Annotated in this window: 25 protein-coding genes; 15 read left to right on the top strand and 10 right to left on the bottom strand. The window is 67.6% G+C overall.

Annotation, left to right across the window (positions count from 1 at the left end; all coding sequences use genetic code 11):
* Positions 1–29: 29 nt before the first annotated feature.
* Positions 30–494, bottom strand: a complete 465-nt coding sequence (locus FPJ27_RS22385; RefSeq protein WP_204425808.1) for an SRPBCC family protein — start codon at positions 492–494, stop codon at positions 30–32.
* A complete protein-coding gene (locus FPJ27_RS22380; RefSeq protein ID WP_072436302.1) occupies positions 487–819 on the bottom strand; it encodes a winged helix-turn-helix domain-containing protein in 333 nt (110 codons plus the stop codon). Before FPJ27_RS22380 ends, FPJ27_RS22385 begins: the two co-directional genes overlap by 8 nt.
* A gap of 169 nt (positions 820–988) precedes the next feature.
* On the opposite strand from FPJ27_RS22380, the gene FPJ27_RS22375 reads away from it, so the two are divergent.
* Together FPJ27_RS22375 and FPJ27_RS22370 are read left to right on the top strand one after the other, a co-directional pair.
* Positions 989–1,393 carry a VOC family protein gene (locus tag FPJ27_RS22375; RefSeq protein ID WP_072436303.1) on the top strand — a complete coding sequence of 135 codons (405 nt, stop codon included), beginning with the start codon at positions 989–991 and terminating at the stop codon, positions 1,391–1,393.
* A 73-nt stretch (positions 1,394–1,466) separates the two neighbouring features.
* Positions 1,467–2,153, top strand: a complete 687-nt coding sequence (locus FPJ27_RS22370) for a YafY family protein (RefSeq protein ID WP_204425805.1) — start codon at positions 1,467–1,469, stop codon at positions 2,151–2,153.
* A 128-nt stretch (positions 2,154–2,281) separates the two neighbouring features.
* Here the strand turns inward: FPJ27_RS22370 and FPJ27_RS22365 are convergent, their stop codons facing one another.
* The 3 genes from FPJ27_RS22365 to FPJ27_RS22355 are packed head-to-tail and all read right to left on the bottom strand — an operon-like array spanning position 2,282 to position 5,210.
* The gene (locus tag FPJ27_RS22365) at positions 2,282–3,736 is read right to left on the bottom strand and encodes an NAD(P)(+) transhydrogenase (Re/Si-specific) subunit beta (protein ID WP_204425803.1); all 1,455 of its coding nucleotides are present in this window, start codon (positions 3,734–3,736) and stop codon (positions 2,282–2,284) included.
* On the bottom strand, positions 3,733–4,059 hold the full coding sequence (locus FPJ27_RS22360) for an NAD(P) transhydrogenase subunit alpha (protein ID WP_174384030.1): 327 nt from the start codon (positions 4,057–4,059) through the stop codon (positions 3,733–3,735). Before FPJ27_RS22360 ends, FPJ27_RS22365 begins: the two co-directional genes overlap by 4 nt.
* Before the next feature lie 11 nt (positions 4,060–4,070).
* Complete coding sequence (locus tag FPJ27_RS22355; protein ID WP_034182753.1) at positions 4,071–5,210, bottom strand: Re/Si-specific NAD(P)(+) transhydrogenase subunit alpha; 1,140 nt, start codon at positions 5,208–5,210, stop codon at positions 4,071–4,073.
* Between the two features lie 286 nt (positions 5,211–5,496).
* Here FPJ27_RS22355 and FPJ27_RS22350 point away from each other — a divergent pair, with 286 nt between their 5' ends.
* The 3 genes from FPJ27_RS22350 (at position 5,497) to FPJ27_RS22340 (ending at position 8,889) form a co-directional block, all read left to right on the top strand.
* Entirely contained in the window at positions 5,497–6,006 is a 510-nt protein-coding gene (locus FPJ27_RS22350; RefSeq protein WP_049030822.1) for an NUDIX hydrolase, read from the top strand.
* On the top strand, positions 6,003–7,151 hold the full coding sequence (gene mnmA, locus FPJ27_RS22345; protein WP_204425801.1) for a tRNA 2-thiouridine(34) synthase MnmA: 1,149 nt from the start codon (positions 6,003–6,005) through the stop codon (positions 7,149–7,151). Before FPJ27_RS22350 ends, mnmA begins: the two co-directional genes overlap by 4 nt.
* Before the next feature lie 118 nt (positions 7,152–7,269).
* Entirely contained in the window at positions 7,270–8,889 is a 1,620-nt protein-coding gene (locus tag FPJ27_RS22340) for an FMN-binding glutamate synthase family protein (protein WP_204425799.1), read from the top strand.
* Between the two features lie 117 nt (positions 8,890–9,006).
* Here FPJ27_RS22340 and FPJ27_RS22335 read toward each other — a convergent pair whose 3' ends face one another.
* Entirely contained in the window at positions 9,007–9,618 is a 612-nt protein-coding gene (locus FPJ27_RS22335; protein ID WP_204426340.1) for a glutathione S-transferase N-terminal domain-containing protein, read from the bottom strand.
* Positions 9,619–9,804: 186 nt separating this feature from the next.
* On the opposite strand from FPJ27_RS22335, the gene FPJ27_RS22330 reads away from it, so the two are divergent.
* From FPJ27_RS22330 to FPJ27_RS22290, 9 genes are all read left to right on the top strand, one after another.
* Positions 9,805–11,190 (top strand): aminopeptidase P N-terminal domain-containing protein, encoded by a 1,386-nt coding sequence (locus FPJ27_RS22330; RefSeq protein WP_204425797.1) that lies wholly within the window; start codon positions 9,805–9,807, stop codon positions 11,188–11,190.
* Positions 11,191–11,228: 38 nt separating this feature from the next.
* Positions 11,229–12,416: a UbiH/UbiF/VisC/COQ6 family ubiquinone biosynthesis hydroxylase gene (locus tag FPJ27_RS22325; protein ID WP_204425795.1), complete on the top strand. Its 1,188-nt coding sequence runs from the start codon at positions 11,229–11,231 to the stop codon at positions 12,414–12,416.
* A 137-nt stretch (positions 12,417–12,553) separates the two neighbouring features.
* Positions 12,554–13,621: a tRNA dihydrouridine synthase DusB gene (gene dusB / locus FPJ27_RS22320; protein ID WP_174421738.1), complete on the top strand. Its 1,068-nt coding sequence runs from the start codon at positions 12,554–12,556 to the stop codon at positions 13,619–13,621.
* A complete protein-coding gene (locus FPJ27_RS22315) occupies positions 13,618–13,851 on the top strand; it encodes a Fis family transcriptional regulator (protein ID WP_006476892.1) in 234 nt (77 codons plus the stop codon). The genes dusB and FPJ27_RS22315 overlap by 4 nt, the downstream gene beginning before the upstream one ends.
* Before the next feature lie 44 nt (positions 13,852–13,895).
* Entirely contained in the window at positions 13,896–15,461 is a 1,566-nt protein-coding gene (gene purH / locus FPJ27_RS22310; protein ID WP_034182747.1) for a bifunctional phosphoribosylaminoimidazolecarboxamide formyltransferase/IMP cyclohydrolase, read from the top strand.
* Positions 15,462–15,610: 149 nt separating this feature from the next.
* A complete protein-coding gene (gene ruvC, locus FPJ27_RS22305; protein ID WP_034182746.1) occupies positions 15,611–16,153 on the top strand; it encodes a crossover junction endodeoxyribonuclease RuvC in 543 nt (180 codons plus the stop codon).
* 156 nt (positions 16,154–16,309) lie between these two features.
* Positions 16,310–16,891, top strand: coding sequence for a Holliday junction branch migration protein RuvA (ruvA, locus tag FPJ27_RS22300; protein WP_006401679.1), 582 nt, complete (start codon positions 16,310–16,312; stop codon positions 16,889–16,891).
* Between the two features lie 108 nt (positions 16,892–16,999).
* Positions 17,000–18,070: a Holliday junction branch migration DNA helicase RuvB gene (ruvB, locus tag FPJ27_RS22295; RefSeq protein WP_034182744.1), complete on the top strand. Its 1,071-nt coding sequence runs from the start codon at positions 17,000–17,002 to the stop codon at positions 18,068–18,070.
* A gap of 24 nt (positions 18,071–18,094) precedes the next feature.
* Positions 18,095–19,048, top strand: a complete 954-nt coding sequence (locus tag FPJ27_RS22290; protein ID WP_072436311.1) for an oxygenase MpaB family protein — start codon at positions 18,095–18,097, stop codon at positions 19,046–19,048.
* 142 nt (positions 19,049–19,190) lie between these two features.
* Here the strand turns inward: FPJ27_RS22290 and FPJ27_RS22285 are convergent, their stop codons facing one another.
* Genes FPJ27_RS22285 through tyrS form a run of 3 tightly spaced genes read right to left on the bottom strand, consistent with a single transcriptional unit; the run spans position 19,191 to position 21,573 of the window.
* Positions 19,191–19,853: a histidine phosphatase family protein gene (locus FPJ27_RS22285; RefSeq protein WP_072436312.1), complete on the bottom strand. Its 663-nt coding sequence runs from the start codon at positions 19,851–19,853 to the stop codon at positions 19,191–19,193.
* Between the two features lie 23 nt (positions 19,854–19,876).
* A complete protein-coding gene (gene dtd, locus FPJ27_RS22280) occupies positions 19,877–20,335 on the bottom strand; it encodes a D-aminoacyl-tRNA deacylase (RefSeq protein ID WP_034182741.1) in 459 nt (152 codons plus the stop codon).
* Positions 20,332–21,573 carry a tyrosine--tRNA ligase gene (gene tyrS, locus FPJ27_RS22275; protein WP_204425793.1) on the bottom strand — a complete coding sequence of 414 codons (1,242 nt, stop codon included), beginning with the start codon at positions 21,571–21,573 and terminating at the stop codon, positions 20,332–20,334. Before tyrS ends, dtd begins: the two co-directional genes overlap by 4 nt.
* A 142-nt stretch (positions 21,574–21,715) precedes the next feature.
* On the opposite strand from tyrS, the gene FPJ27_RS22270 reads away from it, so the two are divergent.
* A complete protein-coding gene (locus tag FPJ27_RS22270) occupies positions 21,716–22,864 on the top strand; it encodes an anhydro-N-acetylmuramic acid kinase (RefSeq protein ID WP_204425791.1) in 1,149 nt (382 codons plus the stop codon).
* Positions 22,865–22,965: 101 nt separating this feature from the next.
* On the opposite strand, the gene erpA is transcribed toward FPJ27_RS22270, so the two are convergent.
* Positions 22,966–23,337: an iron-sulfur cluster insertion protein ErpA gene (erpA, locus tag FPJ27_RS22265; RefSeq protein ID WP_174421732.1), complete on the bottom strand. Its 372-nt coding sequence runs from the start codon at positions 23,335–23,337 to the stop codon at positions 22,966–22,968.
* Positions 23,338–23,367 lie beyond the last annotated feature (30 nt).

The following is a 23,367-nucleotide window of genomic DNA, read 5'->3' as shown; positions in this document are numbered from 1 at the left end:
CACCCGCGCGCTCCTCCCGCCGGCGCGCGTCAGTGCTTCGACTTCGACCAGCGCCCCATCGTGAACGGCAGTGCCTGCCCCGTCTCGAGCAGCGTCTTCAGGCTCGACAGCACGACCGGCCACCCGCCGCGAATCCCGCGATCCATCTCCGAACCGGCCTCGAGCCCGTCGTGCGTGACGGTCAGCTTCACGACGCCCTCGTACGGCTCGACGAGATAGGTCACGCGCGACTCCTCGCCGTCTCCCGACGGCGTACGCCACGTGACGACCAGCCGGTGCGGCGGATCGTTCTCGACCACTTCGCCGACGATGTCGACACGCGACGGATCGTCGTAGTCCTGATGTTCCCATCGCGAGCCCGGCCGCCAGTCGGGCGACGCGTTGCGATGCCGTACCCAGTAGTCCTTCGTCAGCTCGGCGTTGGTCAGTGCGTCGAACACGCGCTCGGGCGTCGCCGCGATGAAGGTCACGTACACAAAGGCGGGATTACCCATCGTCGTCTCCTGTGCCGCGGGCCGCTTCCAGCCCGCGCTTGAGATCCGCCAGCGCCTGCAGGCGCTGACGCTCGAACTTGCCGATCCAGCGTTCCGCGATGTCGTGGATCGGCACCGGATTCAGGTAATGCAGCTTCTCCCTGCCGCGCCATGCGGTCGCGACGAGGTTCGCGGCCTCGAGCAACGCGAGATGCTTGCTCACGGCCTGCCGGCTCATCGCGAGTCCGTCGCACAGCCCGGACAGGGTCTGGCCGCTTTTCGCATGCAGCAGGTCGAGCAACTGACGGCGCGTGGCATCGGCCAGCGCCTTGAAAACGAGGTCCATGCCGCTCCCGGGTCGATGGTCTTATTATGCAACCAAATGGTTGCATGTCAAGGATGACAACTCTACTGACAATACGGTGTCAGCAGGCCGCGATCACACTGCAATCCCGGCGCAATGCAACGCTGGTTTCCACACAGAACCCGAATAACAACGCAACAAGGAGTTCGTCATGACGTCCGCAACTGCCACCGCAACCCTGGAACGCGCAATCGCTTGGTTCGACATTCCGTCCCTCGATTTCGACCGCGCGATCCGCTTTTACGAAACCGTGCTGCAAACCACGCTGCAGCGCGAAGTCATCGGCGGCGTGCCGATGGCGATGTTCGATCACGAGGCGTCGAGCACGGGCGGCAGCATCGTGTTCGATCCGCAGCAGATGAAGCCGAGCGCGAACGGCGTGCTCGTCTACCTGAACGCCGGCGACTCGGTCGTCGCGGCGCTCGAGCGCGCGAAGCGCGCGGGCGGCGTCGTGCAGGGCTCGGTCGTCGAGCTGCCGAACAACTACGGCTACATCGGCTACCTGATCGATACCGAAGGCAACCGCGTCGGCCTGCACGCGCCGAAATGCCATTGAGCGCATCGGCCATCGGGGCGGTGCGGCGCTATCATCGCGAAGTCCCCTTAGCCGTTGGAATCGAGGTGCTGCCATGACACGCCGTGCCGACCGCCTGTTCCAGATCGCCGAGCTGTTGCGCGGGCGCCGTCTCACGACCGCGCAGCAGTTGGCCGACTGGTTGTCGGTGTCGCCGCGCACGGTCTATCGCGACGTGCGCGACCTCCAACTGTCAGGGGTGCCGATCGAAGGCGAAGCCGGCATCGGCTACCGGCTGAACCGCAACGCAAGCCTGCCGCCGCTCACGTTCACGGCCGAGGAGCTCGCGGCGCTCGCCACGGGTGCGCGCATGCTCGAGACCTGGGGCGGTGCGCGCTTCGCGAGCGGCGCCCGCTCGGCGCTTGCGAAGATCGCGTCGGCGATGCCGGCCGACAAGCGCACGGCGCTCGACCGCCTGCCCGTGTTCGCGCCGTCGTTCCACATCGACGAGACGTTTTGCGCGAAGGTCGACGCGATCCACCAGGCCATCGACACGCGCCACATCGTCAGCTTCGGCTACCGCGACCGGCTCGGCGCGCATTCGCAACGCCGCGTGTGGCCGCTCGGGCTCGTCTACTGGGGCGGGCGCTGGACGATCGGCGCGTGGTGCGAGCTGCGCGACGATTTCCGCACCTTCGATATCGCGCGGATGGGCGACATCACCGTGAACGAGCAGTTTCCGGACATGGAAGGACGGCGGATCGCCGACTACATGCGGATCGCTGAAGCGCCGATGCGCTGACGCGATCTCCGCGCGCATCGCGAACTTCGTCGCGCCATGAAAAAGGCCCGGCCGGCTTGCGCCGGTCGGGCCCGTCCGGGCGGGCCGCCCGCGCATTGAAGCAGGCGCCCGCATTGCCGGTGCGTGCGTTACTCGACGGCCTTCACCATGTCCTCGATGACCTTCTTCGCATCGCCGAAGACCATCATCGTCTTGTCCATGTAGAAGAGATCGTTGTCGAGGCCCGCGTAGCCGGCCGCCATCGAACGCTTGTTGACGATTACCGTGCGCGCCTTGTACGCCTCGATGATCGGCATCCCCGCGATCGGCGATTTCGGATCGTTCTTCGCGGCCGGGTTCACCACGTCGTTCGCGCCGAGCACGAGCACCACGTCGGCCTGGCCCAACTCGCCGTTGATGTCCTCCATCTCGAACACGATGTCGTACGGCACTTCCGCTTCCGCGAGCAGCACGTTCATGTGCCCCGGCATCCGCCCGGCAACCGGATGGATCGCATAGCGCACGTCGACGCCGTTCTCGATCAGCTTGTCGGTCAGTTCCTTCAGCGCGTGCTGCGCACGGGCGACGGCCAGCCCGTAGCCCGGCACGATCACGACCGATTCCGCGTTGCCGAGCATGAACGCCGCGTCGTCGGCCGACCCCGACTTCACCGGGCGCTGTTCCTGCGCGCCCGCCGCGCCGCCGGCCGCCGCCTCGCCGCCGAAGCCGCCGAGGATCACGTTGAAGAACGAGCGGTTCATCGCGTGGCACATGATGTACGACAGGATCGCGCCCGACGAGCCGACCAGCGAGCCGGCGATGATCAGCATCGCGTTGTTCAGCGAGAAGCCGATGCCGGCCGCAGCCCACCCCGAGTACGAGTTCAGCATCGACACGACCACCGGCATGTCCGCGCCGCCGATCGGGATGATGATCAGCACGCCGAGCACGAACGCGATCGCCGTCATGATGATGAACGGCAGCCACGCCTGCGTGATGACGAACAGGATGCCGAAGCCGAGCATCGCGATCGCAAGCATCAGGTTGATCAGGTGCTGGCCCGCATACACGACCGGCGCGCCCTGGAACAGCCGGAACTTGTACTTGCCCGACAGCTTGCCGAACGCGATCACCGAACCGGAGAACGTGATCGCGCCGACGAACGTGCCGATGAACAGCTCGACGCGGTTGCCGTACGGGATGAAGTTCGACGCGACGGCGTCCTGCGGCACGAGCCCGAACGCTTCCGGCTCCGACACCACCGCATATGCGATGCACACGGCCGCGAGACCGATCAGCGAGTGCATCGCCGCGACGAGCTCCGGCATCTTCGTCATCTCGACGCGCGCGGCGACGAACGCACCGACACCGCCGCCGACGACCAGCGCGCCGAGCACCAGCGCGATGCCGAGCGGCAGGTTCGCGCCGAGCCAGGCCGCCTGCTTGACGATCAGCGCGACCGTCGTGAGGATCGCGATGGCCATCCCGACCATCCCGAACAGGTTGCCGCGCCGCGCGCTTTTCGGGTTCGACAGGCCCTTCAGCGCCTGGATGAAGCACACCGATGCGACGAGGTACAGCAGGGTAACGACGTTCATGCTCATCGCGCGCCCTCCTTGCCGCCCTCGACACGCTTGGGCTCCTTCTTGCGGAACATCTCGAGCATTCGCCTCGTCACGAGAAAACCGCCGAACACGTTGACGGCCGCGAGCGCGACCGCGAGCGTGCCGAAGAACTTGCCGGTCAAGCCGACGGTGAGCGCTGCCGCAAGCATCGCGCCGACGATCACGATCGCCGAGATCGCGTTGGTCACGGCCATCAGCGGCGTATGCAGCGCCGGCGTGACGTTCCAGACGACGTGGTAGCCGACGTACACCGCCAGCACGAAGATGATCACGTTGATCACCGTGTGATTGATGACTTCCATGGTCTCCCCCGTTATTTGCGCGTGACTTCACCGTCGCGGCACAACAGCGTCGCGGCGACGATGTCGTCGGTCAGGTCGATGTTCAGCGTGCCTTCCTTCGTGACGATCAGCTTCATGAAGTCGAGCAGGTTGCGCGCGTACAGCGCCGACGCGTCCGACGCGACCATCGATGCGAGGTTCGTATAGCCGGCGATCGTCACGCCGTTGTGGACGATCACCTGGTCGGCGACCGTCAGCGGGCAGTTGCCGCTCTTCCTGCCGTCGAATTCCGGGCCGCGGCCGGCCGCGAGATCGACGAGCACCGAGCCCGGCTTCATCGACTGCGCGGTTTCGACCGAGATCAGCGTCGGCGCCGGGCGCCCGGGAATCAGCGCGGTGGTGATCACGATGTCGGCCTGCTTCGCGCGCTCGTGCACGAGCGCGGCCTGGCGGCCGAGCCACGATGGCGGCATCGGGCGCGCATAACCGCCGACACCCTGCGCGGCCTCGCGCTCTTCGTCGGTTTCGAACGGGACGTCGAGGAATTTCGCGCCGAGCGACTCGATCTGCTCCTTCACGGCCGGCCGCACGTCGGAAGCCTCGATCACGGCGCCCAGCCGCTTCGCGGTCGCGATCGCCTGCAGGCCAGCGACGCCCGCGCCGAGAATCAGCACGCGCGCGGCCTTCACAGTGCCCGCGGCCGTCATCAGCATCGGGAAGAAGCGCGGATACAGCGCCGCGGCGACGAGCACGGCCTTGTAGCCCGCGATGTTCGCCTGCGACGACAGCACGTCGAGACTCTGCGCACGCGTCGTGCGCGGTGCGGCTTCGAGCGCGAAGCCTGTCACGCCGGCCGCGGCCAGTTTCGCCGCCTGCTCGCCGTTGAACGGCTCGAGCATGCCGACCAGCACGGAGCCGCGCTTCAGCGATGGCAGTTCCGCGTCGGTGGGCGCCTGGACCTTCAACACGATGTCGGCATCAAAAGCAGCCGACTGGTCGGTCAATTCGGCACCGGCGGCCGCATAGGCTTGGTCGGGATAACTGGCTGCGACGCCGGCCCCTTTCGCGATACTGACGCGATGGCCGGCAGCCGCGTATTTCTTCACGGTTTCCGGCGTCGCGGCCACACGCGCCTCGTTCGCCCGCGTTTCAGCAGGCACTCCAATATGCATCGTCAGTTCCTCCAGTCATTGTCAGTATTTCTTTTCTTGCGATTTTTACTGCACAACGAGCCGGACAGGCTGACTTACCGGCTCACGGGCAACGGCATTCACGCTGCACTTTAACCGAAAGCGACGGTCGCGCCAGCACATTCCGCACGATCGTGCTCGAATGCGACATTAACTCGGCTCATTGCGCCACGCATCGCCGGGACGATCGATTTGCGAGGGTCGGATTCGCCTATCGTCAGATCAGACGCCGGGCAGCGTTCGGGCGCAACCGGTAAAATGCCGAACCATGAAACCCGAAATCTGGACCCCGCATGTGACGGTCGCCGCGCTCGTCGAGCACGCCGGCCGCTTTCTCGTGATCGAGGAAGAAACCTCGACGGGCCTGCGCATCAACCAGCCGGCCGGCCATCTCGAAGCAGGCGAAACGCTGGCCGACGCCGTGATCCGCGAGACGCTCGAGGAAACCGCGCACCCGTTCACGCCCGACGCGCTCGTCGGCGTCTATCTCGCGCACTACGACCGCCCCGGCACCGCCGGCGCGACCTACCTGCGCTTCACGTTCTGCGGCACGGCCGGCGAGCCGGTCGCGGGCCACGTGCTCGACGACGGCATCGTCCGCACGCTGTGGATGACGGCCGACGAACTGCGCGCATGCAGCGAGCGCCATCGCTCGCCCGCGGTGATGCGCTGCGTCGACGACTATCTCGCCGGGCGGCGCATTCCGCTCGATTTCGTGCACACGCATTCGGTCGCACCGCGCCCCGAAGCATTCGAACGTCAGGCGGTCAACAAATGAGCAAGCGCCGTGTAGTGGTGGGCATGTCGGGCGGCGTCGATTCGTCGGTGACCGCGTGGCTGCTGAAGGAACAGGGCTACGACGTGGTCGGCCTGTTCATGAAGAACTGGGAAGACGACGACGACGGCGAATACTGCTCGACGCGCCAGGACTGGATCGACGTCGTGTCGGTGGCCGACCTGATCGGCATCGACGTGGAAGCCGTCAACTTCGCGGCGGAATACAAGGACCGCGTGTTCGCCGAGTTCCTGCGCGAATACTCGGCCGGCCGCACGCCGAACCCCGACGTGCTGTGCAACGCCGAGATCAAGTTCAAGGCGTTCCTCGATCACGCGATGTCGCTCGACGCCGAAATGATCGCGACCGGCCACTATGCGCGCGTGCGCGAGCGCGACGGGCGTTTCGAACTGCTGAAGGCGTTCGATCATACGAAAGACCAGTCGTACTTCCTGCACCGGCTGAACCAGGCGCAACTGTCGAAGACGATGTTCCCGCTCGGCGAGATCCCGAAGACCAAGGTGCGCGAGATCGCCGCGCAGATCGGGCTGCCGAACGCGAAGAAGAAGGATTCGACCGGCATCTGCTTCATCGGCGAACGGCCGTTCCGCGATTTCCTGAACCGCTACCTTCCGACGAAACCGGGCCCGATGAAGACGCCCGACGGCAAGGTCGTCGGCGAGCACATCGGCCTCGCGTTCTACACGTTCGGCCAGCGCAAGGGCATCGGCCTCGGCGGCAGCAAGAGCGGCAGCGGCGAGCCGTGGTTCGTCGCCGCGAAGGACATCGCGTCGAACACGCTGTATGTCGTGCAGGGCCACGATCATCCGTGGCTGCTGTCGCGCCAGCTCGTCGCCGGCAACGTGAGCTGGGTCGCCGGCGAGCCGCCGGCGGAAGGCTTCGCGTGCGGCGCGAAGACGCGCTACCGGCAGGCCGATGCCGCGTGCACGTTCGCGCATGCCGGCGGCGAGCGCTTCTCGCTCGCGTTCGACGACGCGCAATGGGCCGTCACGCCCGGCCAGTCGGCCGTGCTGTACGACGGCGAGATCTGTCTCGGCGGCGGCATCATCGAGTTCGCGGCAACCGGCCAGCCCGGCCAGGCAGCGCCCGCGGAAGGCCGCGCACCGGCGCTCGCCGAAGCACGCTGACACCTATTCGGTTTAGACTTGCGGCACGCCGCGCCCGGCGGAACACGATTCCACCGCGGTCGGCGTGCCGCCGCGCAGCGTACGCATGGCGGCATTTCAAGATTCTTACGGAGTCCCCATGCTTTCACGACGCTATCTGGCGATGTGGTGTGCCGTCCTGCTGCTCGCCGCGACGGCCGCGCTCGCGTCGATCCACGCACTCTCCTGGCTGTGGATCCTGATCCCCGCCGCCCTCGTCGCGCTCGGCCTGTACGACCTGAAGCAGGACCGCCACGCGATCCTGCGCAACTACCCGCTCTGGGGCCACTTCCGCTTCCTGTTCGAGTTCATCCGCCCCGAGATCCGCCAGTACTTCGTCGAGGACGACACCGACGAGAAACCGTTCTCGCGCGCGCAGCGCAGCCTCGTCTACCAGCGCGCGAAGAACGTCGCCGACAATCGCCCGTACGGCACCGAGCTGAACGTGAAGGCCGTCGCGCACGAATGGATCAGCCACTCGCTCGCGCCGACCAGGCTGCCGAACCACGATTTCCGCATCCGCGTCGGCGCGAATCGCGCGCAACCGTACGACATCTCGATCTTCAACATCTCGGCAATGAGCTTCGGCTCGCTGTCCGCGAACGCGATCCGCTCGCTGAACCTCGGCGCGAAGAAAGGCGGTTTCGCGCACGACACCGGCGAAGGCTCGCTGTCGAAGTACCACCGCGAGAACGGCGGCGACATCATCTGGGAAATCGCGTCGGGCTACTTCGGCTGCCGCAACGACGACGGCACGTTCAACCCCGACAAGTTCGCGAAGCAGGCCACCGATCCGCAGGTCAAGATGATCGAGGTGAAGCTGTCGCAGGGCGCGAAGCCCGGCCACGGCGGCGTGCTGCCGGCCGCGAAGATCACGCCGGAGATCGCCGAGACGCGCGGCGTGCCGATGGGCAAGGACTGCATCTCGCCCGCGACGCACTCCGAATTCTCGACGCCGCGCGGGCTGCTCGAATTCGTCGAACGGCTGCGCACGCTGTCGGGCGGCAAGCCGACCGGCTTCAAGCTGTGCGTCGGCCATCCGTGGGAGTTCTTCGGGATCGCGAAGGCGATGGTCGAGACCGGCATCGTGCCGGACTTCATCGTCGTCGACGGCGCGGAAGGCGGCACGGGCGCGGCGCCGCTCGAATTCACCGACCACGTCGGCGTACCGCTGCAGGAAGGGCTGCTGCTCGTGCACAACACGCTCGTCGGGATCGGCGTGCGCGACCGCGTGAAGATCGGCGCGAGCGGCAAGATCATCACCGCGTTCGACGTCGCGCGCACGCTCGCGATCGGCGCGGACTGGGTGAACTCGGCGCGCGGCTTCATGTTCGCGGTCGGCTGCATCCAGGCGCAGACCTGCCACACGGGCCGCTGCCCGACCGGCGTCGCGACGCAGGACCCGGTGCGCCAGCGCGCGCTCGTCGTGCCCGACAAGGCCGACCGCGTGTACAACTTCCACCGCAATACGCTGCACGCGCTGCAGGAACTCGTGCAGGCGGCCGGCCTCGCGCATCCGTCCGAGCTGCGCGCGCATCACATCGTGCAGCGCATCGCGCCGCACGAGGTCCGGCTGATGTCGCAGTTGCTGAAATACCTGAAGCCCGGCGCGCTGCTCGACGGCAACCATTGCGGCTTCTCGCTGTACGACAAGTGGTGGCCGATTGCGCGCAGCGATTCGTTCACGCTCGGCGAGACCGTCTACGCGTCGATCGAGTGACGCTCGCAACCGCCCCGCTCCGGGCGGCCCGGCAAAAAGAAAAGCGCCCCGCGGGGCGCTTTTCTTTCGTCTGCCGAATGTGTGGCTGCGTGGCGTGACTGCGTTGCCGGCAGCGGCTCAGTTCTGCGGCTGCGTGTCGGCGAACGACTGCCGCTGCAGCAGCTTCACGAAATGCTTGTCGAGGTTCGGGTGGCGATCGCGCCAGTTGACCTCGGGCATCCGGAAGTCGAGATAACCGAGCGCGCAGCCGAGCGCGATGTCGGCGAGCGAGTAATGATTACCGACGCACCACGTCTTGCCGCCAAGACCCTGTGACATCGCAACGAGCGCATCGTCGATCTTGCGCTGCTGGCGCGCGATCCAGCTCGCGCTACGCTGCACCTCGTCGCGCATCGTGTGTTCGAGACGAATCGCGACCGCCGCGTCGAGCACGCCGTCGCCCAGCGCTTCCCAGCAGCGCACTTCGACGCGCTCGCGACCCGACGGCGGAATCAGCTTGCCGACCGGCGACAGCGTATCGACGTATTCGCAGATCACGCGGGAATCGAACACCGCGGCACCATCTTCCATCACGAGGCACGGGACCTTGCCGAGCGGATTCGATGCATGAATATCCGTCTCCGGCGCCCACACGTTCTCGAGCTCCAGCTTGTAGTCGATCTTCTTTTCAGCAAGCACGATCCGCGCCTTTCGGACGTACGGGCTGCTGAGCGAACCGATTAATTTCATCATCTGCCTTTTTAAGGGAACCGCCGAGAGTATACGTTGTCGCCGATCATAACCGGCCAGCGGCGCGCGGTAGAAAATCGCCCGGCCGGCCTGTGGATGGTTTGCAACAGCCGCCGTAGCGGTCCTTCCGGCGCGACTTCCCGCCCCTCTCTCACGCGCCGCGTCCGCCGGCGCTACAATCGCACGATGAATGCGCCCCACGATACCGCCATCGCCGTCGACGTCTACCGCCAGCGCCGTGAACGCGTGCTTGCCGCACTGCGCGCCGCCGGCGGCGGCGTCGCCATCGTCCCCACCGCGCCGGAACTGCTGCGCAACCGCGATACGGCCTACCCGTACCGGTACGACAGCTACTTCCATTACCTGACGGGCTTCACCGAACCGGATGCCGTGCTCGTGCTGAACGCGGCCGCGCCGCACGGCGCGCCGGAGTCGATCCTGTTCTGCCGCGGCAAGAACGTCGACCGCGAGATCTGGGAAGGTTTTCACTACGGGCCCGAAGCCGCGCGCGACGCGTTCGGCTTCGACGCGGCGTTCGCGGTCGACGTGATCGACACCGAGATGCCGCGCCTGCTCGCCGACGCGGGCACCGTGCACTACCGGTTCGGCGCGTCGGCCGACTTCGACCGGCAGCTCGCGGGCTGGCTCGACGCGGTGCGCGCGCTGGCGCGCACGGGCGTCGCCGCGCCGGACGCGATGCTCGACCTCACGCCGCTCGTCGACGACATGCGGCTCGTGAAGGATGAACACGAACTCGCGATCATGATGCGCGCCGCACACATCTCCGCGCTCGCGCACCGCCGCGCGATGCAGGCGTGCCGCCCCGGCATCCGCGAATACGAACTCGAGGCCGAGCTGCTGTATACGTTCCGCAAGCACGGTGCGCAGGCGCCTGCGTACGGCTCGATCGTCGCGACCGGCGCGAACGCGTGCGTGCTGCACTACCCGGCCGGCAACGCGGCCGCGCAGGACGGCGACCTGATCCTGATCGACGCCGCCTGCGAACTCGACGGCTACGCATCGGACATCACGCGCACGTTCCCGGCCAACGGGCGCTTCTCGCCCGCGCAGCGGGCGCTGTACGACATCGTGCTCGCCGCGCAGCAGGCCGCGATCGATGCGACGCGCGCGGGCGTGCCGTTCGAGGCGCCGCACGATGCGGCCGTGCGCGTGCTCGCGCAGGGGCTGCTCGATACCGGCATCATCCCGAAAGCGCGCTTCTCGAACGTCGACGACGTGATCGCCGAGCGCGCGTACACGCGCTTCTACATGCACCGCACGGGCCACTGGATCGGCATGGACGTGCATGACTGCGGCGACTACCGCGAGCGGCTCGCCGAGCGCGACGGCAACGGCGCGCTGCCGTGGCGCACGCTGAAGCCCGGCATGACGCTGACGGTCGAGCCCGGCCTGTATGTGCGCGCAGCCGACGACGTGCCGCCCGAGTACTGGAACATCGGCATCCGCATCGAGGACGACGCAATCGTGCGCGAGCACGGCTGCGAGCTGATCACGCGCGGCGTGCCTGTCGACGCCGCCGAGATCGAAGCGCTGATGCGCGCGGGCGCATGACCGGCCTGCCGACCGTTACCTCCGTTTCACGAATCAAGATGACGACCGCTTCCTCCCCGGCCATACCGGATTACGACCTCGCCATCGTCGGCGCGGGCCCCGTCGGGCTCGCGCTCGCCGGCTGGCTCGCGCGCCGCAGCGCAACGCAGCACGCGTCGATCGCGCTGATCGATGCGCGCGAACCGGCCGCGAGCGCGAACGACCCGCGCGCGATCGCCGTCTCGCACGGCAGCCGCGTGCTGCTCGACACGCTCGCGTGGCCTGCCGACGCAACGCCGATCGAACATATCCACGTATCGCAGCGCGGCCATTTCGGCCGCACGCTGATCGACCGCGACGAGCACGACCTCGCCGCGCTCGGTTATGTCGTGCGCTACGGCTCGCTCGTGCAGGCGCTCGCGGGTGCCGTGCGCGGCACCCGCGTCGACTGGCTCACGTCGACCACCGCGCGCGCGCCGCGGCAGGACGCCGACGGCGTCACGCTGACGCTCGACGGCCCGCAGGGCGAGCGCACGCTGCGCGCGCGCATCGTCATCAACGCCGAAGGCGGGCTGTTCCACGAACAGCACGCCGACGCCGGCAAGCATCGCCGCGACTACGGGCAGACCGCGCTCGTCGGCACGGTCACGGTATCGGCGCCGCGCCCGAACGTCGCATGGGAACGCTTCACGCACGAAGGCCCGCTCGCGCTGCTGCCGCTCGGCGGGCCGCGCCAGGCCGACTACGCGCTCGTCTGGTGCTGCACGCCCGACGAAGCGGCACGCCGCGCGGCGCTGCCCGACGACGCGTTCCTGCGCGAGCTCGGCAGCGCGTTCGGCGAACGCATGGGCCAGTTCGTCGCGATCGCGGGCCGCGCGTCGTTCCCGCTCGGGCTGAACGCCGCGCAGACGCTCGTCAGCGGCCGCGTCGCGATCGTCGGCAATGCCGCGCAGACCCTGCACCCCGTCGCGGGCCAGGGGCTCAACCTCGGGCTGCGCGATGCGCATACGCTCGTCGACACGCTGTCCGCGCAGGGCTTCGAAGCGACCGCACTCGCGACCTTCAACGCGCGCCGCGCGCTCGACCGGCGCTTCACGATCGGCGCGACCGACACGCTGGCGCGGCTGTTTACGATCGACTCGGGCCCGCTCCCGCTGCTGCGCGGCGCCGCGCTCACCGCGCTCGAATTCGTGCCGCCGCTCAAGAAGGCGATCGCGCGCCAGATGATGTTCGGCCAGCGCAACTGACGCGCGGGCGCACCGCGCGGTGCGCTCAGCCGGACCACACAAACCGGGTCAAATCGGCGGGGCATGGGAATACGGTAAAATACGCGTTTCCCTCCGCCCTTTTCATGCCCGCGCCGGTCGCGGGCGGTGCCATTGCGATGCCCGTTATCGGCTCTCACGTATTGCGTAACAACCTGTTCGTCGCCCCGATGGCCGGGGTGACGGATCGTCCGTTCCGCCAGCTCTGCAAGCGGCTGGGGGCCGGTTACGCCGTGTCCGAGATGGTCGCGTCCAACGCGCAGCTGTGGAAAAGCGCGAAGACGATGCGGCGCGCGAACCACGAAGGCGAAGTGGAGCCGATCGCGGTGCAGATCGCCGGCGCCGATCCGGCGATGATGGCCGAAGCGGCCCGCTACAACGTCGACAACGGCGCGCAGATCATCGACATCAACATGGGCTGCCCGGCGAAGAAGGTCTGCAACGTCGCGGCCGGCTCCGCGCTGCTGCAGAACGAACCGCTCGTGCAGCGGATCGTCGAGGCCGTCGTCGCGGCGGTCGGCACGGGGCCCGATGCGGTGCCCGTCACGCTGAAGATCCGCACCGGCTGGGACCGCGAGCACAAGAACGCGATCACGGTCGCGCGCCTGGCCGAAGCCGCCGGCATCTCGATGCTCACCGTGCACGGCCGCACGCGCGCCGACCTGTATCGCGGCGACGCAGAATACGACACCATCGCGGCCGTGAAGGCGGCCGTGCGGATTCCGGTCGTCGCGAACGGCGACATCACGTCGCCCGCAAAAGCGAAGGCCGTGCTCGATGCAACGGGCGCCGACGCATTGATGATCGGTCGTGCCGCGCAAGGACGGCCGTGGCTGTTCCGCGAAATCGATCATTTCCTGCAAACCGGCGAGCTGCTGCCCCCGCCGTTGATCGACGAGATCCAGCACGTGATGAACGAACACCTGGAAGACCACTACGCTTTCTATGGTGAATTCACGGGAGTCCGTACTGCGCGCAAGCACATCGGCTGGTACACTCGCGGCCTTTCCGGTGCCAACGGGTTCCGGCACAGGATGAACACGCTCGATTCCTCCCGCGAGCAGCTCGCCGCCGTCAATGCATTCTTCGAGGCGCAAAAAGCGCTGTCGGACCATCTCGTCTACGTCGATGACGAAGAGGAAAACGGCCAGGGCGAGTCGGACGACCATAACCAGTTAGCAGCATGAGCAAGCACAACATCGAACAATGTGTCCGCGAGAGCCTGGACGTGTATTTCCGGGATCTAGACGGCTCCAATCCGCACGACGTCTACGAAATGGTGATGTCCTGCGTCGAAAAGCCGATGCTCGAGGTCGTGCTCGTACAGGCAGGCGGCAACCAGTCGCTCGCCGCGGAGTACCTCGGCATCAATCGCAATACGCTGCGCAAGAAGCTGCAGCAGCACGGCCTGCTGTAGTCGGCCGTCCCGTCCCCGTTTCCCTGGCTATTGGTGGTTCCATCATGATCAAGCAAGCGCTCATTTCCGTTTCCGACAAGACCGGCATCGTCGACTTCGCGAAGTCGCTGTCCGACCTCGGCGTCAAGCTGCTGTCGACGGGCGGCACCGCGAAACTGCTCGCCGACGCGGGCCTGCCCGTTACCGAAGTGGCCGACTACACGGGCTTTCCGGAAATGCTCGATGGGCGCGTGAAGACGCTCCACCCGAAGGTGCACGGCGGCATCCTCGCGCGCCGCGACCTGCCCGAGCACATGCAGGCGCTGGAACAGCACGGCATCCCGACGATCGACCTGCTCGTCGTGAACCTGTATCCGTTCGTCGCGACGATCGCGAAGGACGACTGCACGCTCGCCGACGCGATCGAGAACATCGACATCGGCGGCCCGACGATGCTGCGCTCCGCTGCGAAGAACCACCGCGACGTGACGGTCGTCGTCGATCCGGCGGACTACGCGGTCGTGCTCGATGAAATGAAGGCGAACGGCAACACGGTCGGCTACCCGACCAACTTCCGCCTTGCGACGAAGGTGTTCGCGCATACCGCGCAATACGACGGCGCGATCACGAACTACCTGACGAGCCTGACCGACGAGCTGAAGCACGCGTCGCGCAATGCGTACCCGGCGACGCTGAACATGGCGTTCGACAAGGTGCAGGACCTGCGCTACGGCGAAAACCCGCACCAGAGCGCGGCGTTCTACCGCGATATCTCGACGCCGGCCGGCGCGCTCGCGAACTACCGCCAGCTGCAGGGCAAGGAACTGTCGTACAACAACATCGCGGATTCGGACGCGGCGTGGGAATGCGTGAAGACGTTCGACGCGCCGGCCTGCGTGATCATCAAGCATGCGAACCCGTGCGGCGTCGCGGTCGGCAACGACTCGGCCGACGCGTACGCGAAGGCGTTCCAGACCGACCCGACCTCCGCGTTCGGCGGCATCATCGCGTTCAACCGCGAAGTCGACGAAGCGGCCGCGCAGGCTGTTGCGAAGCAGTTCGTCGAAGTGCTGATCGCGCCGTCGTTCTCCGACGCCGCGAAGCAGGTGTTCGCCGCGAAGCAGAACGTGCGCCTGCTCGAAATCGCATTGGGCGACGGCCATAACGCATTCGACCTGAAGCGCGTGGGCGGCGGCCTGCTCGTGCAGTCGCTCGATTCGAAGAACGTGCAGCCGCACGAGCTGCGCGTGGTCACGAAGCGCCACCCGACGCCGAAGGAAATGGACGACCTGCTGTTCGCGTGGCGCGTCGCGAAGTACGTGAAGTCGAACGCGATCGTGTTCTGCGGCAACGGCATGACGCTCGGCGTCGGCGCAGGACAGATGAGCCGCGTCGATTCCGCGCGCATCGCGAGCATCAAGGCGCAGAACGCGGGCCTGACGCTGGCCGGTTCGGCCGTCGCGTCGGATGCGTTCTTCCCGTTCCGCGACGGCCTCGACGTCGTCGTGGCGGCCGGCGCGACCTGCGTGATCCAGCCGGGCGGCTCGGTGCGCGACGACGAAGTGATCGCGGCAGCCGACGAGCACAACATCGCGATGATCCTGACGGGCGTGCGCCACTTCCGTCACTGATCGCACGCGGCCCGCGCGGCCGTAGTACGACAACCCGGCGGCGTCGCACCCGCCGGGTTTTTTATTGCGCGGCGCCGTCGCGCGACTGTGCGACCGGCTCGCCGCACCATTCGTTGTAGTATCGCTGCATCACGCCTCTCTCCTCACTCATGCGAATTCTCGGCATCGACCCCGGCCTGCGCGTCACCGGCTTCGGCGTCATCGACGTCAGCGGCCACCGGCTCGCCTATGTCACGAGCGGCGTGATCCGCACGCCGACGGCCGACCTGGCCACCCGGCTCGGCACGATCTTCCAGGGCGTGTCGACGATCGTGCGCGAACATGCGCCCGACCAGGCCGCGATCGAAAAGGTGTTCGTCAACGTGAACCCGCAGTCGACGCTGCTGCTCGGCCAGGCACGCGGCGCCGCGATCTGCGGCCTCGTCGCGGGCGGGCTGCCGGTCGCCGAATACACGGCGCTGCAGCTCAAGCAGGCCGTGGTGGGCTACGGCCGCGCGACCAAGACGCAGATGCAGGAAATGGTCACGCGGCTGCTCAACCTCTCCGGACAACCGGGCTCCGACGCGGCCGACGCGCTCGGCATGGCGATCTGCCATGCGCACGGCGGCAACACGCTCAGCACGCTCGGCGGCCTTGCGCCGGCGCTCGCGAAGAAAGGGCTGCGCGTGCGGCGCGGGCGGCTGGTCGGCTGATGCCGGCGCGCGCCATCGCCCGGCACACCGGACCGACTGTCTTGCCCGCGCGCGGCGCATACGCGACACGCACCGCCTCGACCTGACGGCCAAGCCCATCGGCATTGCGCCGCGCGTGCGCTACACTCGCGCTTTCTTCCTTGCATCCCGCCATCCATGATCGGTCGCATCGCCGGCATCCTGCTCGAAAAGAACCCGCCTCACCTGCTCGTCGACTGCAACGGCGTCGGCTACGAAATCGACGTGCCGATGAGCACCTTCTACAACCTGCCGCAGACGGGCGAGCGCGTCGTGCTGCTCACGCAGCAGATCGTCCGCGAGGACGCGCACCTGCTGTACGGCTTCCTGACACCGCAGGAGCGCACGACCTTCCGCGAGCTGCTGAAGATCACCGGCATCGGCGCACGCATGGCGCTTGCCGTGCTGTCCGGCATGAGCGTGCAGGAGCTCGCGCAGGCCGTGACGATGCAGGACGCCGCACGCCTCACGCGCCTGCCCGGCATCGGCAAGAAGACGGCCGAGCGCCTGCTGCTCGAGCTGAAGGGCAAGCTCGGCGCCGACCTCGGCGCGCTCGCCGGCGCCGCGTCGGCATCCGACCATGCGACCGACATCCTCAACGCGCTGCTCGCGCTCGGCTACTCCGAAAAGGAGGGCCTCGCCGCGATCAAGAACGTGCCGGCCGGCACCGGCGTGTCCGAAGGCATCAAGCTCGCGCTGAAGGCGCTGTCGAAGGCGTAACGCCCGCGAGAACCGACTGTCGGACGCAGTGTCGCGCCGCCGCGCGGCGCGCGCCAGTCGGCCGTCCGGCCAGTTCGGACCGCGAGCGGCGCGCGGTACAATGGCCGCATGATTGAAACCGACAAACTCGCCACCGAGCAGCGGATCATCGCCGCCACGCCCACCTCGTCGCACGAGGAGGTGTTCGAACGCGCGCTGCGGCCGCGCCAGCTCGACGACTACGTCGGCCAGGAAAAGGTGCGCGGCCAGCTCGAGATCTTCATCGAAGCCGCCAAGCGCCGCTCCGAGCCGCTCGACCACGTGCTGCTGTTCGGGCCGCCGGGTCTCGGCAAGACCACGCTCGCGCACATCATCGCGCGCGAGATGGGCGTGAACCTGCGGCAGACGTCGGGCCCCGTGCTCGAGCGCGCGGGCGATCTCGCCGCACTGCTGACGAACCTCGAAGCGAACGACGTGCTGTTCATCGACGAGATCCACCGGCTGTCGCCGGTCGTCGAGGAAATCCTGTATCCGGCACTCGAGGATTACCAGATCGACATCATGATCGGCGAAGGTCCGGCCGCGCGCAGCGTGAAGCTCGACCTGCAGCCGTTCACGCTGGTCGGTGCGACCACCCGCGCGGGGATGCTGACCAACCCGCTGCGCGACCGTTTCGGGATCGTCTCGCGCCTCGAGTTCTACGACGCCGATCAACTGTCGCGCATCGTGCGGCGCTCGGCGTCGCTGCTGAACGCGCAGATCGATCCGAACGGCGCGCTGGAAATCGCGAAGCGCTCGCGCGGCACGCCGCGGATCGCGAACCGGCTGCTGCGCCGCGTGCGCGACTTCGCGGAAGTGAAGGCCGACGGCCAGATCACCGCGGCGGTGGCCGATGCCGCGCTCGCGATGCTCGACGTCGATCCGGTCGGCTTCGACCTGATGGACCGCAAGCTGCTCGAAGCGATCCTGTACAAGTTCGACGGCGGCCCGGTCGGCATCGACAACCTGGCGGCCGCGATCGGCGAGGAACGCGACACGATAGAGGACGTGCTCGAGCCGTACCTGATCCAGCAGGGCTTCCTGCAGCGCACGCCGCGCGGGCGTGTCGCGACGCTGCTCACATATCGCCACTTCGGGCTCTCCGCGCCCGACGCCGGCAGCACCGAACGCGGCATGTGGGATACGCCCGCCGGGAAGTAACCGGCCGCCCGAGCCACGCCAGCCATGACGACGCCGCCTAGCCGCCACCCCGCCGCACCCGCACCGGGCCCGCGCTGGGCCGAGCCGATCCGCAAGCGCCTCGTGGCCGGCATCACGCACCTGACCGCGGGCGGCGGCGGCCCGACGCTCGATCTCTCTTCGCCGCCCGGCGATCCCGGGCTGTTTGGCCCCGACGCCGTCTGCTGGCGCGTGCATGCCGACTTCACGTCGATGATGACGGGCGGCATCGCCGCGCTGCTGCTGCAGGCGCTCCATCCGCTCGCGCTCGCGGGCGTCTGGGATCACTCGTCGTTTCGCACCGACATCCTCGGCCGCTTGCGGCGCACCGCCACGTTCATCACCGGCACGACGTTCGGCAGTCGCGCGGACGCGCTCGCACTGATCGAGCGCGTGAAAACGATCCACTCGCGCGTATCGGGTACCGCGCCCGACGGTCGGCCGTACCGCGCCGACGATCCTGCGTTGCTGACCTGGGTGCATATCGCGGAAGTATCGAGCTTCCTCGCCGCGCATCTGTGCTACGTAAATCCGGCGCTGTCGGGAGAATTGCAGGACCGCTATTACGCCGAAACGGCGTTGGTCGCCGAACTGCTCGGCGCGCACGAGGTGCCTCGTTCGCGCGCCGAGGTCGCCGCGTATCTCGCGCGCATGCAGCCCGAACTCGAGGCCGGGCCGCATACCTTCGACGTGATGGCCATCCTGCTGAATGTCCCGGTCGCGAAGCCCGCGCTGCGGCCGGCCGCGTCGCTGATGATGCATGCCGGGATCGACCTGCTGCCGCCGTGGGCGCAGCGCATGCTCCGCGTGTCGACGTTCGCGCCGTTGCGGCGCGCGGTGGTCCGGCCCGGCGTACGGGCCGTCGCACCCGTGCTGCGCTGGGCGCTCGTCAACGGCGCGTCGAAGCGTGCGCGCCGTCGCGCGACCGCGCCCCCGCCCGACGGCGCACCTTCCGCCTGACGATTCGCCTCTTCAGATCATTTCAATTTACCGTCGAATACCTGTGCAAGCTGACGGGCTTGCACCGGCGCACGGTCGCACGTGCTGCCCGTTCCGCCCTTCAGGGGAATCCCGGCCGGCCATGCCGGGCGGCCCCGCGTGCTCAGAGCACCTTGCGATAGCCGTCGTCGTCGCTGTCGGCGTCCAGGTGCGACACGTCGGCCCACTGCACGACTTGCGCGCGGCCATCCACGTAATCGACGACGTTGATGCTCGTATTGAGCAGTTGGTAGTTGCGCGGCGCCGACAGATCGAGACCATTCGCAAAACGATACACGCAATCGAGCACGCCGCCATGCGCGACGCATGCGATCCGGCCGCCCGGATGCGCGGCGACGATCGGCTCGAGCGCATGCAGCACGCGGTGATAGAACGCGCGCTGCGACTCGCCGCCCTCCGGCGCGAAGCCCGGATCGCGCGTCTGCCAGGCCGCATACGCGTCCGGAAACAGCGCCTCGATCTCGGTGCTGTCGTGCCCCTGGAATGCGCCGTACGAACGCTCGCGCAACCCGTCCCGCAACTGCAGCGGCAGCCCGAGCGAATCGGCAAAGGGTTGCGCGGTCTGCTGCGCGCGCATCAGGTCGCTCGAATAGACCGCGTCGAGCCGCGCACCCTCGCGCGCCTCTCGCTCGAGCCGCGCGGCCAGTCGCTGCGCCTGCGCGAGCCCCGAATCGGCCAGCGGGATGTCGATATGCCCCTGGATGCGCTTGATGCGGTTCCAGGCCGTCTCGCCATGGCGGATGAAAAGAATCTGCGTGGTGGCCATCGCGGCGCGTCTCCGGGGAAGAATCAGGGCCGCACTTGCAGCCAGAACGTCACGGGGCCGTCGTTGACGAGCGACACCTGCATGTCGGCGCCGAACTCGCCCGTCTCGACGACGGGATGGCGCGCCCGCGCGGCCGCGACGAAATAGTCGAACAGCCGCGCGCCTTCATCGGGCGGCGCGGCCGGCGTGAAGCTCGGGCGCAACCCGCTGTTGGTATCGGCCGCCAGCGTGAACTGCGACACGAGCAGCAGGCCGCCTGCGCGACCCGCGCCGTCGATATTCGACACCGGGAGATTCATCTTGCCGGCCGCGTCGCTGAACACGCGGTAGCCGAGCATCTTCGCCAGCAACTTGTCGGCCGCCGCGTCGGTGTCGCCGCGCTCCGCGCAGACCAGCGCGAGCAGGCCCGCGCCGATCTCGCCCGTCGTGCGGTCGCCGACGCGCACGTCGGCGCGCTTCACGCGCTGGATCAGCGCGATCATGCGGTCAGCGTGACGCGCGCGAAGCGACGCTTGCCGACCTGCACGACGAACTCGCCGGCCTCGACCTTCAGGCCCTTGTCCGACACGGTCGCGCCGTCGATCTTCACGCCGCCCTGCTCGATGTTGCGCAGCGCTTCGCTCGTCGACGGCACGAGGCCGGCCTGCTTCAGCAACTGGCCGATCGCCAGCGGTGCGCCCGCGAGCGTGACCGACGGAATGTCGTCCGGCACGCCGCCCTTCGCGCGGTGGTTGAAGTCTTCGAGCGCACGCTCGGCGTCGGCCTGCGAATGGAAGCGCGCGACGATTTCCTGCGCGAGCAGCACCTTGAAGTCGCGCGGGTTACGGCCGCCCTCGGCTTCGCGCTTGAAGCCGACGATCTCGTCCATGCTGCGGAACGACAGCAGTTCGAAGTAACGCCACATCAGCGTGTCCGAGATGCTCATCAGCTTGCCGAACATGTCGGTCGGCTTCTCGCTGATGCCGACGTAGTTGCCCTTCGACTTCGACATCTTCTCGACGCCGTCGAGGCCTTCGAGCAGCGGCATCGTCAGGATGCACTGCTGTTCCTGGCCGTACTGCTTCTGCAGTTCGCGGCCGACCAGCAGGTTGAACTTCTGGTCGGTGCCGCCGAGTTCGAGATCGGCGTTCAGCGCGACCGAATCGTAGCCCTGCATCAGCGGGTACAGGAATTCATGGATCGAGATCGGCACGCCGCTCTGGAAGCGCTTCGTGAAGTCCTCGCGCTCGAGGATTCGCGCGACCGTGTAGCGCGACGCGAGCTTGATCATCCCGTCCGCGCCGAGCGGCATCGACCATTCGCTGTTGTAGCGGATCTCGGTCTTTTCGCGATCGAGCACGAGTGCGGCCTGCTCGAAGTAGGTCTTCGCGTTCGACTCGATCTGCTCGCGCGTGAGCGGCGGGCGCGTCGCGTTGCGGCCCGACGGATCGCCGATCAGCGACGTGAAATCGCCGATCAGGAAGATCACCGTGTGGCCGAGGTCCTGCAGCTGACGCATCTTGTTCAGCACGACCGTGTGGCCGATGTGGATGTCGGGCGCGGTCGGGTCGAGGCCGAGCTTGATGCGAAGCGGCGTGCCGGTGGCCGCGCTGCGGGCGAGCTTCTGCGCGAACTCTTCCTCGATCAGCAGCTCGTCGACGCCGCGCTTCGTGACGGCGAGCGCATGCCGGACTTCGTCGGTGATCGGGAAAACGGGCTTGGAACTGGGTTCGGTGCTCATCGGTGCCAGGAAGAATGTCGCAAAAACAGGGATTTTCCCATAACTTGCGCGCGCATCGCTTAACGGCGCGTCACGTTGCGCGGATAATCGGGCGCAAGGTGCGCGGCACGGGCCCGCGCCGTACGATCCAGGAGAACCCAACGTGCCGCAACGACAGCCGCAAAACGTCCATCCGGCCGACGGCATCTACTTCGGGCTGATGTCGGGAACCAGCATGGACGGCGTCGACGGCGTCGCCGTGCGTTTCGAGGCCGGCAAGGCGCCGGCCGTGCTCGCGGAAGCGTTCGTCGGCTTCGCGCAATCGCTGCGCGACGCGCTGTTCGCGCTGCAGCAACCCGGCGACAACGAGATCGACCGCGAATCGCTCGCGGCGAACGCGCTCGTCACGCGCTACGCGGTGTGCTGCCACGAATTGCAGCGCACCGCAGGGCTGTCGCGCGACGAGATCCGCGCGATCGGCGTGCACGGCCAGACGGTGCGCCATCGCCCCGAGCGTGGCTATACGCGGCAACTCAACAACCCGGCGCTGCTCGCCGAGCTGACCCATGTCGATGTGATCGCCGACTTCCGCAGCCGCGACGTGGCCGCCGGCGGCCACGGCGCGCCGCTCGCGCCGGCGTTCCATGCGACGGTGTTCGGTGCGCCGGGCGAGACGCGCGTCGTCTGCAATCTGGGCGGGATCAGCAACATCACGATCCTGCCCGGCGAAGGTGGCGACGTGCGCGGCTTCGACTGCGGTCCCGCGAATGCGCTGATCGACGCGTGGGCGACCCGCCATCTGGGCAAGCCTTACGACGACGGCGGCAAGTTCGCCGCGCGCGGCACCGTGCACGTGCCGCTGCTCGATGCGCTGCTCGACGAACCGTATTTCGCCGCGCCGCCGCCGAAAAGCACCGGACGCGACCTGTTCAATCCCGCGTGGCTCGACGCGAAGCTCGCCGCGTTCGCGCAGGCCGCGCCGGAGGACGTGCAGGCGACCCTCACGGCACTCACCGCGGTCTCGGTCGCACGGGAGATCGCGCAGCACGCACCCGGCTGCAAGGCAGTCTTCGTGTGCGGCGGCGGTGCGCGCAATCCGGTGCTGCTCGACGCGCTCCGGCACGCGCTGCGCGAGGCCGGCGTGCCGGCCACGGTCGATACGACGGCCGCGCTCGGCGTGCCGCCGCAACAGGTCGAGGCGCTCGCGTTCGCGTGGCTCGCGTACCGCTTCACGGCGCGCCAGCCCGGCAATCTCGCGACGGTCACCGGTGCGGCCGGCAACCGCGTGCTCGGCGCGCTCTATCCGGGCTGACGCAAAGCCTGCCCCCGGCAGGCGCCGCGCACGGGCATAAAAAAACGGGGCATGAAGCCCCGTTTTTCATTCCGGCGAACCGGCGCTGATCTGTCGTGCGCTCAGACCGAGAACGACGAACCGCACCCGCAGGTGGTGGTCGCGTTCGGGTTCTTGATCACGAACTGGGCGCCGTTGATGTCGTCCTTGTAGTCGATCTCGGCGCCAACCAGATACTGGTAGCTCATCGAGTCGATCAGGAGCTGGACGCCGTTCTTGTCCATCACGGTGTCGTCCTCGTTGACTTCCTCGTCGAACGTGAAGCCATACTGGAAGCCCGAGCAGCCGCCACCCTGCACGAACACGCGCAGCTTCAGGTCGGGATTGCCCTCTTCGTCGATCAGTTGCTTGACCTTGTCGGCCGCTGCGTCGGTGAAGACGAACGGAAGCGGCATTTCGGTCGTCGTTGCTGCGGATTCGGTAACAGCGTTCATTGCGAACTCTCCAAGAAGCTTTAGCCGCTA

The sequence above is a fragment of the Burkholderia sp. MS455 genome (assembly GCF_016899445.1).
In the GTDB taxonomy this organism is placed as follows: Bacteria; Pseudomonadota; Gammaproteobacteria; order Burkholderiales; family Burkholderiaceae; genus Burkholderia; species Burkholderia pyrrocinia_C.
Note: the sequence above shows the minus strand (reverse complement) of the source record. Positions and strands in the feature narration are given on the sequence as shown.

Excerpts from the sequence above, each read along its gene's own strand:
- FPJ27_RS22340 (WP_204425799.1), top strand. The coding sequence starts at position 7,270 with ATGCTTTCACGACGCTATCTGGCGATGTGGTGTGCCGTCCTGCTGCTC.
- FPJ27_RS22330 (WP_204425797.1), top strand. The coding sequence starts at position 9,805 with ATGAATGCGCCCCACGATACCGCCATCGCCGTCGACGTCTACCGCCAG.
- FPJ27_RS22385 (WP_204425808.1), bottom strand. The coding sequence starts at position 494 with ATGGGTAATCCCGCCTTTGTGTACGTGACCTTCATCGCGGCGACGCCC.
- FPJ27_RS22335 (WP_204426340.1), bottom strand. The coding sequence starts at position 9,618 with ATGAAATTAATCGGTTCGCTCAGCAGCCCGTACGTCCGAAAGGCGCGG.
- dusB (WP_174421738.1), top strand. The coding sequence starts at position 12,554 with ATGCCCGTTATCGGCTCTCACGTATTGCGTAACAACCTGTTCGTCGCC.
- mnmA (WP_204425801.1), top strand. The coding sequence starts at position 6,003 with ATGAGCAAGCGCCGTGTAGTGGTGGGCATGTCGGGCGGCGTCGATTCG.
- FPJ27_RS22355 (WP_034182753.1), bottom strand. The coding sequence starts at position 5,210 with ATGCATATTGGAGTGCCTGCTGAAACGCGGGCGAACGAGGCGCGTGTG.
- dtd (WP_034182741.1), bottom strand. The coding sequence starts at position 20,335 with ATGATCGCGCTGATCCAGCGCGTGAAGCGCGCCGACGTGCGCGTCGGC.
- ruvC (WP_034182746.1), top strand. The coding sequence starts at position 15,611 with ATGCGAATTCTCGGCATCGACCCCGGCCTGCGCGTCACCGGCTTCGGC.
- erpA (WP_174421732.1), bottom strand. The coding sequence starts at position 23,337 with ATGAACGCTGTTACCGAATCCGCAGCAACGACGACCGAAATGCCGCTT.
- FPJ27_RS22290 (WP_072436311.1), top strand. The coding sequence starts at position 18,095 with ATGACGACGCCGCCTAGCCGCCACCCCGCCGCACCCGCACCGGGCCCG.
- FPJ27_RS22365 (WP_204425803.1), bottom strand. The coding sequence starts at position 3,736 with ATGAGCATGAACGTCGTTACCCTGCTGTACCTCGTCGCATCGGTGTGC.
- FPJ27_RS22380 (WP_072436302.1), bottom strand. The coding sequence starts at position 819 with ATGGACCTCGTTTTCAAGGCGCTGGCCGATGCCACGCGCCGTCAGTTG.
- FPJ27_RS22315 (WP_006476892.1), top strand. The coding sequence starts at position 13,618 with ATGAGCAAGCACAACATCGAACAATGTGTCCGCGAGAGCCTGGACGTG.
- tyrS (WP_204425793.1), bottom strand. The coding sequence starts at position 21,573 with ATGAGCACCGAACCCAGTTCCAAGCCCGTTTTCCCGATCACCGACGAA.
- FPJ27_RS22375 (WP_072436303.1), top strand. The coding sequence starts at position 989 with ATGACGTCCGCAACTGCCACCGCAACCCTGGAACGCGCAATCGCTTGG.
- FPJ27_RS22325 (WP_204425795.1), top strand. The coding sequence starts at position 11,229 with ATGACGACCGCTTCCTCCCCGGCCATACCGGATTACGACCTCGCCATC.
- ruvB (WP_034182744.1), top strand. The coding sequence starts at position 17,000 with ATGATTGAAACCGACAAACTCGCCACCGAGCAGCGGATCATCGCCGCC.
- ruvA (WP_006401679.1), top strand. The coding sequence starts at position 16,310 with ATGATCGGTCGCATCGCCGGCATCCTGCTCGAAAAGAACCCGCCTCAC.
- FPJ27_RS22360 (WP_174384030.1), bottom strand. The coding sequence starts at position 4,059 with ATGGAAGTCATCAATCACACGGTGATCAACGTGATCATCTTCGTGCTG.
- FPJ27_RS22350 (WP_049030822.1), top strand. The coding sequence starts at position 5,497 with ATGAAACCCGAAATCTGGACCCCGCATGTGACGGTCGCCGCGCTCGTC.
- FPJ27_RS22370 (WP_204425805.1), top strand. The coding sequence starts at position 1,467 with ATGACACGCCGTGCCGACCGCCTGTTCCAGATCGCCGAGCTGTTGCGC.
- FPJ27_RS22285 (WP_072436312.1), bottom strand. The coding sequence starts at position 19,853 with ATGGCCACCACGCAGATTCTTTTCATCCGCCATGGCGAGACGGCCTGG.
- purH (WP_034182747.1), top strand. The coding sequence starts at position 13,896 with ATGATCAAGCAAGCGCTCATTTCCGTTTCCGACAAGACCGGCATCGTC.